The 15014-nt window shown below is 62.5% G+C and carries 16 protein-coding genes; 11 read left to right on the top strand and 5 right to left on the bottom strand.

Annotated features, from left to right (window positions below; genetic code table 11):
• The first annotated feature begins 26 nt into the window (after nt 1–26).
• From CCOS864_RS13215 to CCOS864_RS13240, 6 genes are all read left to right on the top strand, one after another.
• Nucleotides 27–1418, top strand: coding sequence for a sigma-54 interaction domain-containing protein (locus tag CCOS864_RS13215; protein ID WP_115086719.1), 1392 nt, complete (start codon nt 27–29; stop codon nt 1416–1418).
• Nucleotides 1419–1672: 254 nt separating this feature from the next.
• Complete coding sequence (locus CCOS864_RS13220) at nt 1673–3064, top strand: GntP family permease (protein ID WP_115086720.1); 1392 nt, start codon at nt 1673–1675, stop codon at nt 3062–3064.
• A 10-nt stretch (nt 3065–3074) separates the two neighbouring features.
• A complete protein-coding gene (gene hbdH, locus CCOS864_RS13225; RefSeq protein WP_115086721.1) occupies nt 3075–3845 on the top strand; it encodes a 3-hydroxybutyrate dehydrogenase in 771 nt (256 codons plus the stop codon).
• 57 nt (nt 3846–3902) lie between these two features.
• The gene (gene eco / locus CCOS864_RS13230) at nt 3903–4382 is read left to right on the top strand and encodes a serine protease inhibitor ecotin (RefSeq protein ID WP_115086722.1); all 480 of its coding nucleotides are present in this window, start codon (nt 3903–3905) and stop codon (nt 4380–4382) included.
• Between the two features lie 123 nt (nt 4383–4505).
• Entirely contained in the window at nt 4506–6467 is a 1962-nt protein-coding gene (locus CCOS864_RS13235) for an acetoacetate--CoA ligase (RefSeq protein WP_115086723.1), read from the top strand.
• Between the two features lie 35 nt (nt 6468–6502).
• Nucleotides 6503–6778 (top strand): peptidylprolyl isomerase, encoded by a 276-nt coding sequence (locus CCOS864_RS13240; RefSeq protein WP_007932676.1) that lies wholly within the window; start codon nt 6503–6505, stop codon nt 6776–6778.
• Here CCOS864_RS13240 and CCOS864_RS13245 read toward each other — a convergent pair.
• Nucleotides 6775–7035, bottom strand: a complete 261-nt coding sequence (locus CCOS864_RS13245) for a DUF1652 domain-containing protein (protein WP_115086724.1) — start codon at nt 7033–7035, stop codon at nt 6775–6777. The two genes, CCOS864_RS13240 and CCOS864_RS13245, sit on opposite strands and share 4 nt — an antisense overlap.
• Nucleotides 7036–7311: 276 nt before the next feature.
• Here CCOS864_RS13245 and CCOS864_RS13250 point away from each other — a divergent pair, with 276 nt between their 5' ends.
• On the top strand, nt 7312–9609 hold the full coding sequence (locus CCOS864_RS13250) for an autotransporter family protein (RefSeq protein ID WP_115086725.1): 2298 nt from the start codon (nt 7312–7314) through the stop codon (nt 9607–9609).
• Here CCOS864_RS13250 and CCOS864_RS13255 read toward each other — a convergent pair.
• The gene (locus CCOS864_RS13255; RefSeq protein ID WP_115086726.1) at nt 9606–10232 is read right to left on the bottom strand and encodes a LysE family translocator; all 627 of its coding nucleotides are present in this window, start codon (nt 10230–10232) and stop codon (nt 9606–9608) included. The two genes, CCOS864_RS13250 and CCOS864_RS13255, sit on opposite strands and share 4 nt — an antisense overlap.
• Nucleotides 10233–10374: 142 nt before the next feature.
• On the opposite strand from CCOS864_RS13255, the gene CCOS864_RS13260 reads away from it, so the two are divergent.
• Both CCOS864_RS13260 and CCOS864_RS13265 read left to right on the top strand, forming a co-directional pair.
• Nucleotides 10375–11193: an AraC family transcriptional regulator gene (locus tag CCOS864_RS13260; protein ID WP_115086727.1), complete on the top strand. Its 819-nt coding sequence runs from the start codon at nt 10375–10377 to the stop codon at nt 11191–11193.
• A 79-nt stretch (nt 11194–11272) separates the two neighbouring features.
• Nucleotides 11273–11899: a LysE family translocator gene (locus tag CCOS864_RS13265; RefSeq protein ID WP_115086728.1), complete on the top strand. Its 627-nt coding sequence runs from the start codon at nt 11273–11275 to the stop codon at nt 11897–11899.
• Here CCOS864_RS13265 and CCOS864_RS13270 read toward each other — a convergent pair.
• Entirely contained in the window at nt 11877–12572 is a 696-nt protein-coding gene (locus CCOS864_RS13270; RefSeq protein ID WP_244211914.1) for a metallophosphoesterase, read from the bottom strand. The genes CCOS864_RS13265 and CCOS864_RS13270 overlap by 23 nt on opposite strands.
• Nucleotides 12573–12657: 85 nt before the next feature.
• On the opposite strand from CCOS864_RS13270, the gene CCOS864_RS13275 reads away from it, so the two are divergent.
• Together CCOS864_RS13275 and CCOS864_RS13280 are read left to right on the top strand one after the other, a co-directional pair.
• The gene (locus CCOS864_RS13275) at nt 12658–13179 is read left to right on the top strand and encodes a DUF3016 domain-containing protein (protein WP_115086730.1); all 522 of its coding nucleotides are present in this window, start codon (nt 12658–12660) and stop codon (nt 13177–13179) included.
• A gap of 354 nt (nt 13180–13533) precedes the next feature.
• Nucleotides 13534–13818, top strand: a complete 285-nt coding sequence (locus CCOS864_RS13280; RefSeq protein ID WP_115086731.1) for a hypothetical protein — start codon at nt 13534–13536, stop codon at nt 13816–13818.
• 9 nt (nt 13819–13827) lie between these two features.
• Here CCOS864_RS13280 and CCOS864_RS13285 read toward each other — a convergent pair whose 3' ends face one another.
• Together CCOS864_RS13285 and CCOS864_RS13290 are read right to left on the bottom strand one after the other, a co-directional pair.
• Entirely contained in the window at nt 13828–14355 is a 528-nt protein-coding gene (locus CCOS864_RS13285; protein ID WP_115086732.1) for a DUF2867 domain-containing protein, read from the bottom strand.
• Between the two features lie 12 nt (nt 14356–14367).
• Nucleotides 14368–14793: a bleomycin resistance protein gene (locus tag CCOS864_RS13290; protein WP_115086733.1), complete on the bottom strand. Its 426-nt coding sequence runs from the start codon at nt 14791–14793 to the stop codon at nt 14368–14370.
• Between the last annotated feature and the right edge of the window lie 221 nt (nt 14794–15014).

A 15014-nucleotide genomic window follows, 5' to 3' on the forward strand; every position in this document is an offset into this window, starting at 1 on the left:
CAGCCTTTACCCCGGCGGAGCGGCCCATGCAGGACAGTGACAGCCTCAAGGACTATCAGCAGGTGCGCCTGCTGGCGATTCGTTCGCTGTTCGAGATCATCGAGCAGTCCAGCGAAGGCACGATCATCGTCGACCGTGATGCGCGCATCGTCTGGATGAACGAGCGCTATGCCCGGCGCTTTGGCCTTGAAGACGCCAGCAGCGCCATCGGCCAACCGTGCGAAAGTGTCATCCCCGGCAGCCTGATGCGCGACGTGGTGAACAACGGCCGACCGATCCTGTTGGACATGCTCGACACCCCCAAGGAGCCGCTGGTGGTGATGCGCCTGCCGGTGCACGACGCTGCCGGCAAGCTGATCGGCGCCATCGGTTTTGCCCTGTTCGACGAGCTGCGCAGCCTCTCGCCGCTGCTCAAGCGCTACGCCAGCATGCAGCAGGAACTGGCCTCGACCCGCTCGTTGCTGCGCGCCCGCCAGGCCAAATACAGCTTTGCCCAGTTCATCGGCACCAGCGCCGCCAGCCTTGAGGTCAAGCGCCGCGCCCGGCGTGGCGCCAGCAGTGATTCCCCGGTGTTGCTGCTGGGCGAGACCGGCACCGGCAAGGAGCTGCTGGCCCACGCCATCCATGCTGCCTCGCCGCGGGCGCACAAGGCGTTTGTCAGCATCAACAGTGCGGCGATTCCCGAAACCCTGCTCGAAGCCGAGTTCTTCGGTACCGCCCCGGGTGCCTTTACCGGTGCCGAGCGCAAGGGCCGCCCGGGCAAATTGCAGATTGCCGAGGGCGGTACCTTGTTCCTCGATGAGATCGGCGACATGCCCTTGCCCCTGCAAAGCAAGTTGCTGCGGGTGCTGCAGGAAAAGGAATACGAGCCGGTGGGTTCCAACCAGATGATCCAGAGCGATGTGCGGATCATCGCCGCGACCTCCACCGACCTGCAGGCGGCCATGGCCCGTGGCGAGTTCCGTGCCGACCTGTACTACCGGCTCAATGTGCTGCCGATCCAGGTGCCGCCGTTGCGTGAGCGGCTGGACGATTTGCCGGCACTGAGCGAAGCCATTCTTGAAGAGCTGGGCAGCCAGCACGAGCTGGAAGATGAAGCCCAGGCGCTGCTGGCCCGGCATGCCTGGCCGGGCAATATCCGTGAGCTGCGCAATGTGCTGGAACGAACGACCTTGCTGACGGATCAATTGCGTTTGGGGGTGCGGGATGTGCAGGCGGCGCTGGGCAACCTGGCGCCGCTGCAGGTCCAGGCGCCGCAAGTGAACTATAAACAGGCCTGTGCCGAGTTTGAGCGGCAGTTACTCGAAAACACCCTGGCGCGCTGTGCCGGGAATGTACCGGAAGCGGCGCGGCAGCTGGGGTTGGGGCGGTCGACGCTGTACAAGAAACTGGTGGCGCTGGGAATCAAGTCCCAATAACTGGAATCAAGTCTCTTATTAGAGACTTATGCCTATCCCTATGGGAGCCGGCCTTGCCAGGCTTGGGGCTGCTTTGCAGCCCATCGCCGGCAAGGCCGGCTCCCACAGGGCTTGTCTCAACATAGAGACAAATTCAATTAAATTCATTAAAGAATTCACTTTTTACCTTTAAATTCAATAGCTTATAAACATGGCACGATTCCCGCTATCTCCTCCTAACCAACAAAAACAAGATGCACCCAAGGAGACACTCGATGAGTGTGATCATCGCCCTGGCAGCCCTGGCGCTGCTGATGCTGGCTGCCTACCGTGGTTATAGCGTTATCCTCTTCGCCCCCATTGCCGCCCTTGGCGCGGTGCTGTTGACTGACCCTTCCGCAGTCGCCCCGGCCTTTACCGGGGTGTTCATGGAAAAGATGGTCGGTTTCATCAAACTGTACTTTCCGGTGTTCCTGCTCGGCGCCGTGTTCGGCAAGCTGATCGAGCTGTCGGGCTTCTCGCGTTCGATCGTCGCCGCCGCCATCCGCCTGCTCGGCACCCGTCAGGCGATGCTGGTGATCGTGCTGGTCTGCGCCCTGCTCACCTACGGCGGTGTGTCGCTGTTCGTGGTGGTGTTTGCGGTGTACCCGTTTGCCGCCGAGATGTTCTGCCAGAGCAATATCCCCAAGCGCCTGATCCCGGCCACCATCGCCCTGGGGGCGTTTTCCTTCACCATGGATGCGCTGCCCGGCACCCCGCAGATCCAGAACATCATCCCCAGCACCTTCTTCAACACCACCGCCTGGGCCGCGCCCTGGCTGGGCCTGATCGGCACCCTGTTCGTGTTCTGCACCGGCATGCTCTACCTGCAGCGCCAGCGCAACAAGGCCCAGCGCGCCGGTGAAGGCTATGGCAGCGAGCTGCGCAACGAGCCGGAAACCGCCGCCGACCTCACCCTGCCCAACCCGCTGCTGGCGTTGTCGCCGCTGCTGCTGGTGGGGGTGATGAACCTGCTGTTCACCCACTGGATTCCGGCCTGGTACGGCAAGACCCATAGCCTCAGCCTGCCGGGCATGAGCACGCCGGTGCAGACCGATATCGCCAAGCTCACGGCGATCTGGGCGGTGGAAGCGGCGTTGCTGCTGGGCATCCTGCTGGTGCTGGTGGCAGGTTTCGGCGCGATCAAGAACCGCCTGGCCGAGGGCAGCAAAAGCGCGGTGAGCGGCGCCTTGCTGGCAGCGATGAACACGGCCTCCGAATATGGCTTTGGCGCGGTGATCGCCTCGCTGCCGGGGTTTCTGGTGCTGGCCGATGCACTGCGGGCCATCCCTAACCCGCTGGTCAACGAAGCGATTACCGTGACCTTGCTGGCCGGTATCACCGGCTCCGCTTCTGGCGGCATGAGCATCGCCCTGGCGGCGATGTCCGACAGTTTTATTGCCGCCGCCAACGCCGCCAACATTCCCCTTGAAGTGCTGCACCGGGTCGCAGCCATGGCCAGCGGCGGCATGGACACCCTGCCGCACAACGGCGCGGTGATCACCCTGCTGGCGGTCACCGGCCTGACCCACCGCGAGGCCTACAAGGATATTTTCGGCATTACCCTGATCAAGACCCTGGCGGTGTTCGTGGTGATTGCTACGTTCTATGCCACCGGTATCGTTTAAGGAGCACCCTATGAGTCTCATCGGCAAGACAGCAGTCGTCACCGGCTCTACCAGCGGCATCGGCCTGGGCATTGCCCAGGTATTGGCCAAGGCCGGCGCCAACCTGATCCTCAATGGCTTTGGCGATGCCAGCGCGGCGATTGCCGAAGTCGCCCGCCACGGTACCCGGGTCGGCCATCACCCGGCGGACCTCAGCGACGTGGCGCAAATCCAGGACCTGTTCACCTACGCGATGCGCGAGTTCGGCGGCGTCGACATTCTCGTCAACAATGCCGGCATCCAGCATGTGGCGGCGGTCGAAGACTTCCCGGTGGAGCGCTGGGATTCGATCATCGCCGTCAACCTGTCGGCCGTGTTCCATGGTACCCGCCTGGTGCTGCCGGGCATGCGCGCGCGCAACTGGGGGCGGATCGTCAACATCGCGTCGGTGCATGGCCAGGTCGGCTCCACCGGCAAGGCTGCGTATGTGGCGGCCAAGCACGGGGTGGTGGGCCTGACCAAGGTGGTCGGGCTGGAAACCGCCACCAGCAACATTACCTGCAACGCGATTTGCCCGGGTTGGGTGCTGACGCCGCTGGTGCAGAAACAGATCGATGACCGTGCCGCCAACGGTGTCGATCCGCAGCAGGCCCAGCACGATCTGCTGGCCGAGAAGCAGCCGTCTTTGGCCTTCGTCACTCCCGAACACCTGGGTGAGCTGGTATTGTTCCTCTGTAGCGAGGCTGGCAGTCAGGTTCGTGGCGCTGCCTGGAACATCGATGGCGGCTGGCTGGCCCAGTGACGGGCAGCCTGGCAACCTGGCTGCGGCATCGTGTTTTTTGACCTGCAAGGAGGCCTTATGCGCCCACTCTCCCTCACCGCGTTGTTCACCCTGACCCTGGCAGTCGGTACTTCGGTACAGGCCGCCAGCCTCAAGGACGTGGCGCCCTACCCCGAGGCCGAAAAAGGCTTTACCCGCCAGGTGATCCACCTGCCAAAGCAGGCTGACGAGTCGGCCTACAAACTCGAAGTGCTGGCTGGCAAGCAACTGGAAGTCGACTGCAACCGCCAGCACCTGGGCGGCAACCTCGAAGAGCAGACCCTGCAAGGTTGGGGTTACAACTACTACCGTCTGGAAAAAGTCATGGGCCCGGCCTCGACCTTGATGGCCTGCCCGGACGGCAAGAAAAAACAGGCATTCGTGCCGGTGGTCGGCGAAGGTTTTATGCTGCGTTACAACAGCAAGTTGCCGGTGGTGGTGTACGTGCCGGAAGGCGTTGAAGTGCGTTACCGCGTCTGGTCGGCCTCGAACAAAGTGAAAAAAGCTACAGTGGAATAAAGCACTGCTGATCGCTGGCAATGCCAGCTCCCACAGGAATCGAGTGAACCCAGATCTTGTGGGAGCCGACGTTGCCAGCGATGGGGTGCGAGCAGCCCTGGCCAACCGCAAAAAGGAACGCCCATGAACGAAGTGCTCTGGCGCCCGAGCAAGGCGCGTATTCAGGCCAGTCGGATGGATGCCTTTCGCCGGCAGGTCAATCAGCAGTTTGGCCTTGCGCTCAGCAACTACGCCGACCTGCACCGCTGGAGCATCGAACAGCGTCCCGCGTTCTGGCAAACCCTTGCCGACTACTTCCAGGTGCGCTGGCAGCAGCCGGCCACCCAGGTGCTCGACGAAGGCCCGCAGATGCCCGATGCGCGCTGGTTCCCCGGCGCCACTCTGAACTTTGCCGAACACCTGCTGCGCCGTCGCGATACTCATCCGGCATTGATCGTCGTGCGTGAAGACGGTGAGCAACGGGTCATCAGCCATGCCGAGCTGGCCGCACAGGTGGCCGGCCTGCAACGCAGTTTCAAGGCTGCAGGCATCGGCGTTGGCGACCGGGTTGCCGCCTGCATGCCGAACACCTGGCAAACCCTGGTGGCAATGCTGGCCTGCACCAGCCTTGGGGCGATCTGGTCGTGCTCGTCGCCCGAGTTCGGCACCCACGGCATCATCGACCGCTTCGGCCAGATCGAGCCAAAGCTGCTGATGATCTGCGCCGGTTACCAATACGCCGGCAAACAGATCGATCAAGTCGACAAGATCAACCAGGTACTGGCACAGCTGCCGACCCTGCAACACCTGCTGGTGGTGCCCTACACCCGCGCGCACACCCGCACCGATGAATTCAACAGTCAGGCCCGGGTCAGCCTCTGGGACGACTTCTACCAATCCGGCGGCGAACCCCAGTTCACCCCGCTACCGTTCAATCACCCGCTGTACATCCTCTATTCCAGCGGCACCACCGGCGTGCCCAAGTGCATTGTCCACAGCGCCGGCGGCGTGTTGCTGCAGCACCTCAAGGAGCACGGCCTGCACAACGACCTGGGCGATGATGACGTGCTGTTCTACTACACCACCTGCGGCTGGATGATGTGGAACTGGCTGGTCAGCGGCCTGGCCGTGGGGGCAACCCTGGTGCTGTACGACGGCTCGCCTTTTCATCCGGGCCCCGAACGCCTGCTCGACCTGATCGACAGCGAGCGCATCAGCGCATTCGGCACCAGCGCCAAGTACCTGGCCGCCCTGGAACAAGCCGGCCTGCAGCCACGCCTGAGTCATCGCCTGGACTCGCTGAAGTTGCTGCTGTCGACCGGCTCGCCGTTGTCGCCGGAAAGCTACGACTACGTCTACCGCGAATTCAAGCGCGACCTGTGCCTGGCGTCGATGTCGGGCGGTACCGATATTGTCTCTTGCTTCGTTATCGGCAACCCGCTGTTGCCGGTGCGCCGCGGCCAGATCCAGTGCAAGAGCCTGGGCATGGCGGTTGAGGTCTGGGATGACGCGGGTCATGCGCTGATTGGTGAAAAAGGCGAACTGGTCTGCACCCGGCACTTCCCGGCCATCCCCCTGGGTTTCTGGAATGACCCGCAAGGCGAACGCTTCCATGCCGCTTACTTCAGCCAGTTCCCCGGGGTCTGGGCCCAGGGCGATTATGCCGAGGAGCTGGCCGATGGCGGCATGTTGATCCATGGCCGCTCGGACGCGGTGTTGAATCCAGGCGGCGTGCGCATCGGCACGGCGGAAATCTACCGCCAGGTCGAGAAGATCCATGAGGTGGTCGAAAGCGTCGCCATCGGCCAGCGCTGGCATAACGATGTGCGCGTGGTACTGTTCGTGCGCCTGCGCGACGGCCTGCAACTGGATGACGCCTTGCAGGCACGCATCCGTCAGGTGATTCGCAGCAACACCACGCCGCGCCATGTGCCGGCAGTGATCGCGGCCGTGACGGACATCCCCCGTACTATCAGCGGCAAGATCGTTGAACTGGCGATACGCAACGTGGTGCACGGCGAGCCGGTGAAGAACACCGATGCCCTGGCCAACCCCGAGGCCCTGGGGCAATTTCGTGACCGCGAAGAATTGCGCGATCAGGCATAATGCGCGGTTTTTACCCTTTGCGAAGGTAGGTTGAGATGAAAGCACAGGCCCGGCATATTCTGGTCAAGACCGCTGAAGAGGCCGAACAGCTCAAGCAACGCATCGCCAAGGGCGAGGCATTCGATGTGCTGGCCAAGAAGTACTCCACGTGCCCGTCAGGCAAGCGCGGCGGCGACCTGGGCGAAGTGCGGCCGGGGCAGATGGTCGGCGCCATCGACCAGGTCATTTTCAAGAAACCGCTGCGTACCGTGCACGGCCCGATCAAGAGCAAGTTCGGCTATCACCTGGTGCAGGTGTTCTACCGCGATTAAAGGCTGTCGCGGCGCCGCTGCGAGCGTTGATTACGCTGATCTTCAAGGTCATTGCGCAGGCCGACGATCAGGTTGGAAATCGCCCGGCTGCTGGTCAGTTGCTCGGCACTGATGCCGGTGACCAACAGGTCGACCCGCTCGCAGCTGCGGTCGAACACCCGCACGGTCAGTGAACGGTCGGCGGCCAGGGTGCACTGGCAGCGGGTGGGTAAAAAACTGCTTTCTATGATGTTGCGCAACTCCAGGGTCGAGAGCATCGGTACGTCTCCTTGGCAGGTGGCGGACAGCGGTTCCGTGTTGCCCGGTCCAGCTGCAAGACTAGGTCATATTTCCCAATCGAATCAGACCCTTTCACTATAAGCACCTGAGGCTTTTGCCGGCTGCGGGGCAGTAGCGGCCATTCGCCACCTAGCATTTTTGCCAGTTGTCGATATTTCTGTTTGCTCTATACATCAACGCAGACCCCGTCCAGCGCTCACAGGGAAGCTGGATCTGCAGTGGTCAGCGCCCTGTATGGAAATGGAGCCTGCCTGATGCGAGCCTCGCTTATCGTGGTACTTAGCGCCCTGCCTTTGACTGCCTTGGCACAAAACCTTGTTGTCGGCCAAGGCCAGACTCTAGGCGCCCAGGTCCAGACATCGGGAATCGATGACTTTCGCATGACCGGCGGGACTATCCAGTCGCTGGCTCAAGGCGACGGTCTTGATACCTTTTTCATGTCTCAGGGATGGATCATCAATTTCTTCGAAGACGGGGACTTTGCAATCTTCACGGGCGGACGTATTGGCCGCGTCAACATGAAGCTGGACGACAACACCTTCGACATGTCCGGCGGCACCATCGACGGTAATCTGGTCACCGGCTTTGGCAACGACACCATCATTCTTAGCGGCGGCACCATCGGCGGCAACATCAGCACCAGTGGCGGCACCGACACGTTCACCATCACCGGCGGCGAGCTGCTGGGCAACCTGCTGGCCAGTGTCGGCAACGACGTGCTTACCTGGCAAGGTGGCGGGGTTATACATGGCACGGTGGACATGGGCGGTGATAACGACCAGGCCACGTTGAGCGGCCTGGAGGCCAGCGTCCTGAACATCACGGTCAACGGTGGCGCCGGCCAGGACACCCTGACCTTCGACAACAGCAAGCCTGTCGGTGGCGCCCTCTATACCAACTGGGAAACGTTCAACCTCAACAACGGCAGTGCCTTCACCCTCAATGACACCCTGGCCCTTGGCGACGCCGCCAGTGCTAGCGGCGTGGTGAACATCGATGCCAGCAGCAGCCTGGTATCGCAAACGGGTGTTATCAGCCCGTTCACCAACGGACAGCCTGTCACCGTGACCAACGCCGGGCTGATCGACCTCAGCAGTGGCGGCAATGCCCAAGGCAGCCTGACTATCAACGGCAACTACACCGGCAACGGCGGCACGCTTGCACTCAACACGGTGCTGGCCGGCGATGACGCGCCTTCCGATCACCTGGTGGTAAACGGTGGGCTGATTTCCGGCTCGACCAATCTGCTGATCAATAACTTTGGAGGTACCGGGGCCGCCACTAACGTCAACGGTATTCCCGTGGTGATCGCCGCCAATGGCGCTACCAGTACCAATGGAGCATTTGTTCAGACCCAGGTACTGTCAGCTGGTGCCTTCGATTATCGCCTGGTCAAGGGCGGCTCCACTGCCGGTAGTGAGCAGAGCTGGTTTCTGGTCTCGAGTATCACCGCCCCGCCCGCGCCGCCGCCGGTGGATCAACCTCCTCCGGTCGACCAGCCGCCACCGGTAGTGCCACCGGCAGTTACCCCGCCGGTATTGGCTCCCGCACCCAATCAACCCGTCCTGTCCATTCCTCCGGCTGGCCAGAGCCTGGTGATCTACCGCCCGGCAGTACCGGTATATGCTGTCGCGCCGCGGGCCGCCGCGCTGGTATCGCGATTCAACCTGGGCACCTTCCACCAGCGCCACGGCGACCAGACGTCGCTCCGGGAGCAAGGTGCTTTCTCAGCCAGTTGGGGCCAGGCATATGGCTATAACTTTCACCAGCGCTGGTCCGGCACGGTAAGCCCGAGCCTGGATGGCAATCTCTACGGCTTCAAGGTCGGGCAGGACCTCTACGCGCAGGTCAGCGAAAGCGGCTACCGCCAGCATATCGGCTTTTACGTCAGCCACAGCCGCCTGGACGGCGACGTCAAGGGCTATGCCCAGGGCATCCAGGACCGCTCGGTTGGCGACCTGAAGCTGGACGGCGACAGTGTCGGTGCCTACTGGACCCTGATCGCTCCCCTGCAGTGGTATGTTGATGCAGTGGTGCAATACACCGACCTTGATGGCCGCGCCCGCACCGATCGAGGCGATAAGCTCGACCTGGACGGCGATGCCTGGACCGGCTCGCTCGAATTCGGCTACCCCTTCCTGCTGTCGACGGCCTGGACACTGGAGCCCCAGGCACAGTTGATTGCCCAGAAAGTGTCACTCAAAGGCCAACGTGATCAGGTATCCAAGGTTGACTTTGACAGTGATACCGAGCTGACCGGTCGCCTCGGGCTGCGCCTGGAGGGTGACTTCAAGGCGCAAACCGCAGACTGGCGTCCTTTCCTGCAAGCCAACATCTGGCACGTTGACGGTGGCCAGGACACTGTGACCTTTGATGATAGCGACAAGATCGAGACCGATTTCAAAGGCACTTCACTGGAAATCGAAGCTGGTCTCGTCGCCCAACTGACCAGTAATTTCGCTGTTCAGTTCAGCCTCAACCATCGTCGCAACCTCGATAGCTCGCAACTGGAAGGCACTGGCGCTAACGCCGGTGTGCGCTTCAGTTTCTAAGCCCGCCGCGCTGCCAGCAAGCCAATCCCGGCGCAGCTGAGCAGCGTGGCACTGACCCGATTGAACAGCCGCCGCGGCCCGGGCTGGTTGAACCAGCGCTGCAGGTAGGCGCCCAGCCAGGCGTAGATGGCGATGGCCAGCCACTCCAGCAGCAGGAACATACCGCCCAGCCAGGTGAACTGTTCGGCCACCGGCAGCGGGCTGCCGACGCTGATGAACTGCGGCAAAAAGGCAGTGAAGATCAGAATCGCCTTGGGGTTGCCGGCCGCCACCCAGAACTCCTGGCGCGCCAGGCGCAACGTACCGCGGCGGCGTTCGCTGACCAGCGCCGCCTCGCCCACAGGTGCCCGCCATAACTGCCAGGCGATGTAGAACAGGTACGCAGCGCCCAGCACCTTGATGGCCAGGAACAGGTACTCGCTGGTATGCAGCACCACCGCCAGGCCCATGGCCGCCAGCACGATCATCCCGGCAAAGGCGAACAACCGGCCAATCCCCGCCACACAGGCCGTTCGCAGGCCATACCGGCTGGCATTGTTCAGCGACAACAGGTTGTTCGGCCCGGGGGCCATGTTCAGGGCAAAGCAGGCCGGGATGAACAGGGCCAGGGTGGTCAGGTCCATGGGGGCGCTCCGGTGGCAAAGAACACAAGGTTCCGCTCGCCGCTGTACCCGCGTCAAGGTACAGCTGGACGGCAAAACTGTGCAGCCCCTGGCGGGCCATGCAGTGATAGACTTCTGGCCACGTTTTCATCGGCTCCTGCACATGCCCCAGCCAACTGACGCCGCCCGTACAGCGTTCTGGCGCGACCCGGCCTTGCCCTATATCGAAAGCCGCCGCGCCTGCGACAGCCGTGCCTGCTACAAGGCGCACAGCCATCCAACGTTCTCCATTGGTGCGGTCGATCAGGGCAGCAGTGTGTTTAGCGGCGCGAACAAAGCGCAAACACGCCTTCACCCTGGCACGCTGGTGTTCGTTCCGGCGCACTGCGTGCATGCCTGCAACCCCGAACCCGGGCTGAGCTGGAGTTACCAGATGATCCATCTGGACGCCGCCTGGCTGCAGACCTTGCGCCTGGAGTCGGCACTGGCGGCGCAGGTAGAGGGAACGCCGGCGCACGTCACGTGCAACCGGTCGACCTACGCCCGTTTTACCCGGCTCAACGATCTGTTGTTCTCTGCGGCCAGTGCCCATGAGAAAGAAGCCACTTTGATCGCGTTCATTGGCGATCACTACAGCCCGCCAACCCAGACCTTGTCGCCGCCACCGCAACGCCTTGAGCGCAACCTTGAAGCGTTGCTCCAACGGCTTGCCCAGGAAGACGCCCGCAGCGTGTCGCTGGGCGAACTGGCGGACAGCGTCGGCATGGGCCGATACCAACTGATCCGGGCGTTCCGTGCCGCGACCGGCCTTACCCCCCATGCCTGGCAATTGAACCTGCGCATCAACCGCGCGCGCCAGTGGTTGCGCAAGGGCCAGGACATGGCTGACATCGCCTATCGCCTGGGCTTTGCCGACCAGAGCCACTTCCAGCGCGTGTTCAAGGCCCACACCGGCGTAACACCTGGGCTGTACCGCGGCTGAACACGCAATTTCGTTCAATACAGGCCCCTCGCACGGCACCGACAATCAGCCCCCCTCTCGCTGAAGAAGTCCGTCATTCATGGAGCAGTTTCTGATCGTGGCGGCAGCGCATTTTCTTGCCCTGCTGTCCCCCGGCCCTGATTATTTCCTGGTTGCGCGCACCTCGATGAGCGCCGGCTGGCTAAAGGCGACCGGCGCCTGCCTGGGTATCGCCCTGGCCAACGGCGTGTTCATTCTTGCCGCTTTCAGCGGAGTCTCGGCGCTGCGCCCGGACAGTGCGCTGTTCGTCGCCATCCAACTGGCCGGTTGCGCCTACCTGCTGTACATCGGCGTGTTGTTCATTCGCCATGCCGGCAGCACCTCGCTGATTCAGGTAACCGCAGCGAATGACGGGCTGGCGAGCCCCTGGATTCAGGGTTTGCTGATGGGCTTTGTGTCCGGCATTCTCAACCCGAAAAACGCCCTGTTCTATGTCAGTCTGGCAAGCATGGTCAGTGGCAGCCACACCAGCCTGGGCTGGAAGCTGGTCTACGGCCTGTGGATGTTCAGCGCCGTGCTGCTGTGGGATGTTCTGGTCGCCGCAGCCATCGGCAACCTGCGAGTACGCCGGCGCTTTTCCCGGGCACTGCCGTGGCTTGAGCGGGTGTCCGGCGCCGTGCTGATCTTATTGGCACTGGCAGTGATCATTCACCTGGGCTGGCGCTGAGCGCGGTCAGGCTGGCCAGGTCCAGCAGGCTGAACTGGCCGCTGGCCCAGCCACCGGTATCGATATGCCATATATTGCCCAGCACCTTTACTTGCCGCTGGGGGGTATGGCCGACAATCAATGCGCGCAGCCCGTCGATGGGCGTGACATCGCCGACATACAGGCGCTTGCGCGACCATTGGCAGACCTCCTGGACCTCGCTCGGCGGGGTGCTCGCCAGTAGCTCACGCAAGTCGGCCCAACGGCGGTAAGGGCTATCGGCATGCAGCAGGCCGATCAGCCCCCCTGCGGTTTCGACCTCGATTGCCAGTGGCATGCGCCGAAAGCGTTCGGCAAAGCGCACCTGTTCAGCCTCGCTCAGGGCCAGGAACCAGCCGCCGCCCGCTGCGCGGTACTGGCTGTAATCAAGCAGGCCGCCATCAACGTGGGTGATCGCCAGCGCCTCGTGATTGCCTTGCACGGCGTGGAACCAGGGTTGCGCCAGCCACTGCAGCGCCTGCGGGCACTCCGGCCCGCGGTCGACCAGGTCGCCAACGCTGAACAGGCGGTCCGCCGCCGGATCGAAACCGATCGCCGTCAGCCGTTCCTGCAGGCGCGAGAAATACCCGTGGATGTCACCCACGGCGATGTCCCTGCCGCGCCGATTGGCGGTGAATCGCTCGATCCTGCGCACTACCCACTCCTCTGCTTTCAATCGCCACAGGCGTACAATGAAGCCTGTGCAGCGAACTGCGCAAGGCTGCACCTGGAGGTGAATCATGCGCCCTGCCCTGACCTTGGCCACATTGAGCCTGGTGGCCTTCAACAGCCTGGCGCAAACCGCAGCCACGCCCAACGTCGAAGTCACCTTCGACAAACCCGAACACTTTCGCGACGCCAGCCTGGACAGCAACGGCTACCAGCGCGGCGCCGATGCTTACGTCATGAAGGAGCTGAGCGCCTACCTGGTCAAACTGGGCCAACGCTACCTGCCCGCGGGCCAGACCCTGCGCATCGACATCCGCGACATCGACCTGGCCGGGCACTACGAGCCTTGGCGCAGCAATGCCTACTCGGTACGGATCCTGCGCGACGTCACCTGGCCCAGTATCGACCTGCACTACACCCTGTCGCAACCCGGCCAGGTGCTCAGCCAGGCCGACGCGCACCTGAGCGACAAGTTCTACCTGCAGCGTCCGGGCCGGCGCGCCGACACCGACCGCCTGTATGCCGAGAAGGCCATGCTCCAGGAGTGGTTTCGCAAGCAGTTCAGCGTGCAGCAACAGACCTCGGGTTTTTAGCCAACTCCAGTGGGTCTGTGTATGCCGGACCTGTGGGAGCGGGACTTGCCCGCGATCGACCGCGCAGCGGTCGTAGTTCAGGCAACACAGAATGTACAGGCTGCAACAGCCTCAGGCACAGCTGTCATGCTCGCCAATTTCCAGCCGTCCGATGATGACTGCAAGCACGGATGCTTATGCACAAAACCACCCGCCCCCGGGATAGCCACACCCTGAGCCTCCTCGCCCTTGCCTTCGCCGCGCTGACTATGGATGACGCTGTTGGGCACCAGAGAGTAGCGCCGAACCTGCCCGTGCCCAAGCGGTCCAATCCTAAGAGCCTGTTGTCAAGCAACAGTGCCGAGGAGGATACCAATGGTCACCCACTACAAGACCGCCGGCCACCTTGCTTGCGGTCACCACGGCAAGAACCTGGTCACGACCACCGAACTCAATCGGGTCAAATGCCGCAGCTGTCGCAACACCGAGGCGTTCAAGACTGCCCGCAAGGACCAGCGCAATGCCGCACGGCGCAGCGCACGCAAGGCCAGAACTCAACACACCGGCACTGACTGGCGCAGCGCCTGGGTCGAGCGCCTGAGCGCCCTGCCCGGCCGGCAGCGTTTGCCACGCGGGTTCGCCGGCCAAGGCTTCGTCTGAGGCAAGCCTTTACCTGGCGCGGATCAAGCGCTTGAGGGCGATGGGCGCGATAAATCGGTGAAACGGCGCGACCGGCAGCATGTACAACCGGCCGAGACGATTGTGGGTGTGCACCACGGTGGACACCACGATCTCGCGGCGGTTGTCGGCGTTCAAGGGTAGCCGCAGCAACGAGATGTAGACGTCCAGGTGCTTGTCGCGGTCGACCAGCAGCACTTCATCCGGGCTATTGCTGATCAGGGTGAAAATCCCGACGCGCTCATTGACCTGGTAAGACGCCTCGTCGCGCTGAAGGTCGACTCTCGACAAACGCCCCAGGTCTTTCAGGCCGCACAGTCGAACCAGGCGATTGCGCAGCACCATAAGGTTGTCGATCCAGCGCGGCATGCTGCTCATCAACGTCAGAAAATGCCCCAGCGCCGAGCGTTCGATATTGCCGACTGCGGCTCGGTGGGCGTCAACGAAGTCGGCGCCGGGCAGTTGCGGGTGGATCTGCGAGTTGGCAGGTACAGCACAGGCATTGATCAGTTGGTTCATCTGCAAGTGCCCTTACTGGCAGTTTCGCATTCCCAGGTTCTCGCTGAAACGTAACAGGTAGCCATCCGGGTCCTGGATGAGGAAGTTGCGCTGACCGTTCAGGCGGTCGTTACTGCGGTACCAATGCGCCTCGACCGCCCGGCGCAAGGGGTACCCCGCTGTTTCGAAGGCATCTGCCAGGTCCTGGGCGTTATCGCACAGGATCTGCAGATTGAGGCCTCGTCCGAACGGTTGTTCCAGCGGTTCCACGCGCCAGGGCGAGTCGCTGTGCCAATCCTGCTCCAGCATCAGCTGACTTTGGCCAAACGACAGGAAGGCGAATTTGTCTTCAGGGCGCTGGTATTCCAGGGTGAAACCCGCGGTGCTGCAGTAGAACTGCAGACTGCGCTGCAGGTCGCTTACGATCAGTTCGGGCACCAGGGCGTTCATCGTGAACATCGGGATCTCCATGGCAGGTTCAGGGGCCAAGCTGCGCGAGTCTACAACAGCGCGGCATCAGTATCACCCCTCCTTTTTCCTTGCTTGCGATCGGCTTCAGCCCGTTTCGGCGGGCTCTCTGTTGCAGTGGCATTCACAATCCTTTCACAAGCCAGGGTGCATAGTCTTGCCACTCCTCGTGACACCTTTGGCCCGCCTTCCTCTGCGGGCTTTTCTTTGCC

This window comes from Pseudomonas wadenswilerensis (assembly GCF_900497695.1).
GTDB classification, from domain to species: Bacteria; Pseudomonadota; Gammaproteobacteria; order Pseudomonadales; family Pseudomonadaceae; genus Aquipseudomonas; species Aquipseudomonas wadenswilerensis.

Bases quoted from the DNA above. Each gene is read 5' to 3' on its own strand.
- CCOS864_RS13220 (WP_115086720.1), top strand. From the start codon at position 1,673: ATGAGTGTGATCATCGCCCTGGCAGCCCTGGCGCTGCTGATGCTGGCT.
- CCOS864_RS13235 (WP_115086723.1), top strand. From the start codon at position 4,506: ATGAACGAAGTGCTCTGGCGCCCGAGCAAGGCGCGTATTCAGGCCAGT.
- CCOS864_RS13250 (WP_115086725.1), top strand. From the start codon at position 7,312: ATGCGAGCCTCGCTTATCGTGGTACTTAGCGCCCTGCCTTTGACTGCC.
- CCOS864_RS13240 (WP_007932676.1), top strand. From the start codon at position 6,503: ATGAAAGCACAGGCCCGGCATATTCTGGTCAAGACCGCTGAAGAGGCC.
- CCOS864_RS13260 (WP_115086727.1), top strand. From the start codon at position 10,375: ATGCCCCAGCCAACTGACGCCGCCCGTACAGCGTTCTGGCGCGACCCG.
- eco (WP_115086722.1), top strand. From the start codon at position 3,903: ATGCGCCCACTCTCCCTCACCGCGTTGTTCACCCTGACCCTGGCAGTC.
- hbdH (WP_115086721.1), top strand. From the start codon at position 3,075: ATGAGTCTCATCGGCAAGACAGCAGTCGTCACCGGCTCTACCAGCGGC.
- CCOS864_RS13265 (WP_115086728.1), top strand. From the start codon at position 11,273: ATGGAGCAGTTTCTGATCGTGGCGGCAGCGCATTTTCTTGCCCTGCTG.
- CCOS864_RS13280 (WP_115086731.1), top strand. From the start codon at position 13,534: ATGGTCACCCACTACAAGACCGCCGGCCACCTTGCTTGCGGTCACCAC.
- CCOS864_RS13245 (WP_115086724.1), bottom strand. From the start codon at position 7,035: ATGCTCTCGACCCTGGAGTTGCGCAACATCATAGAAAGCAGTTTTTTA.
- CCOS864_RS13275 (WP_115086730.1), top strand. From the start codon at position 12,658: ATGCGCCCTGCCCTGACCTTGGCCACATTGAGCCTGGTGGCCTTCAAC.
- CCOS864_RS13255 (WP_115086726.1), bottom strand. From the start codon at position 10,232: ATGGACCTGACCACCCTGGCCCTGTTCATCCCGGCCTGCTTTGCCCTG.
- CCOS864_RS13215 (WP_115086719.1), top strand. From the start codon at position 27: ATGCAGGACAGTGACAGCCTCAAGGACTATCAGCAGGTGCGCCTGCTG.
- CCOS864_RS13285 (WP_115086732.1), bottom strand. From the start codon at position 14,355: ATGAACCAACTGATCAATGCCTGTGCTGTACCTGCCAACTCGCAGATC.
- CCOS864_RS13290 (WP_115086733.1), bottom strand. From the start codon at position 14,793: ATGTTCACGATGAACGCCCTGGTGCCCGAACTGATCGTAAGCGACCTG.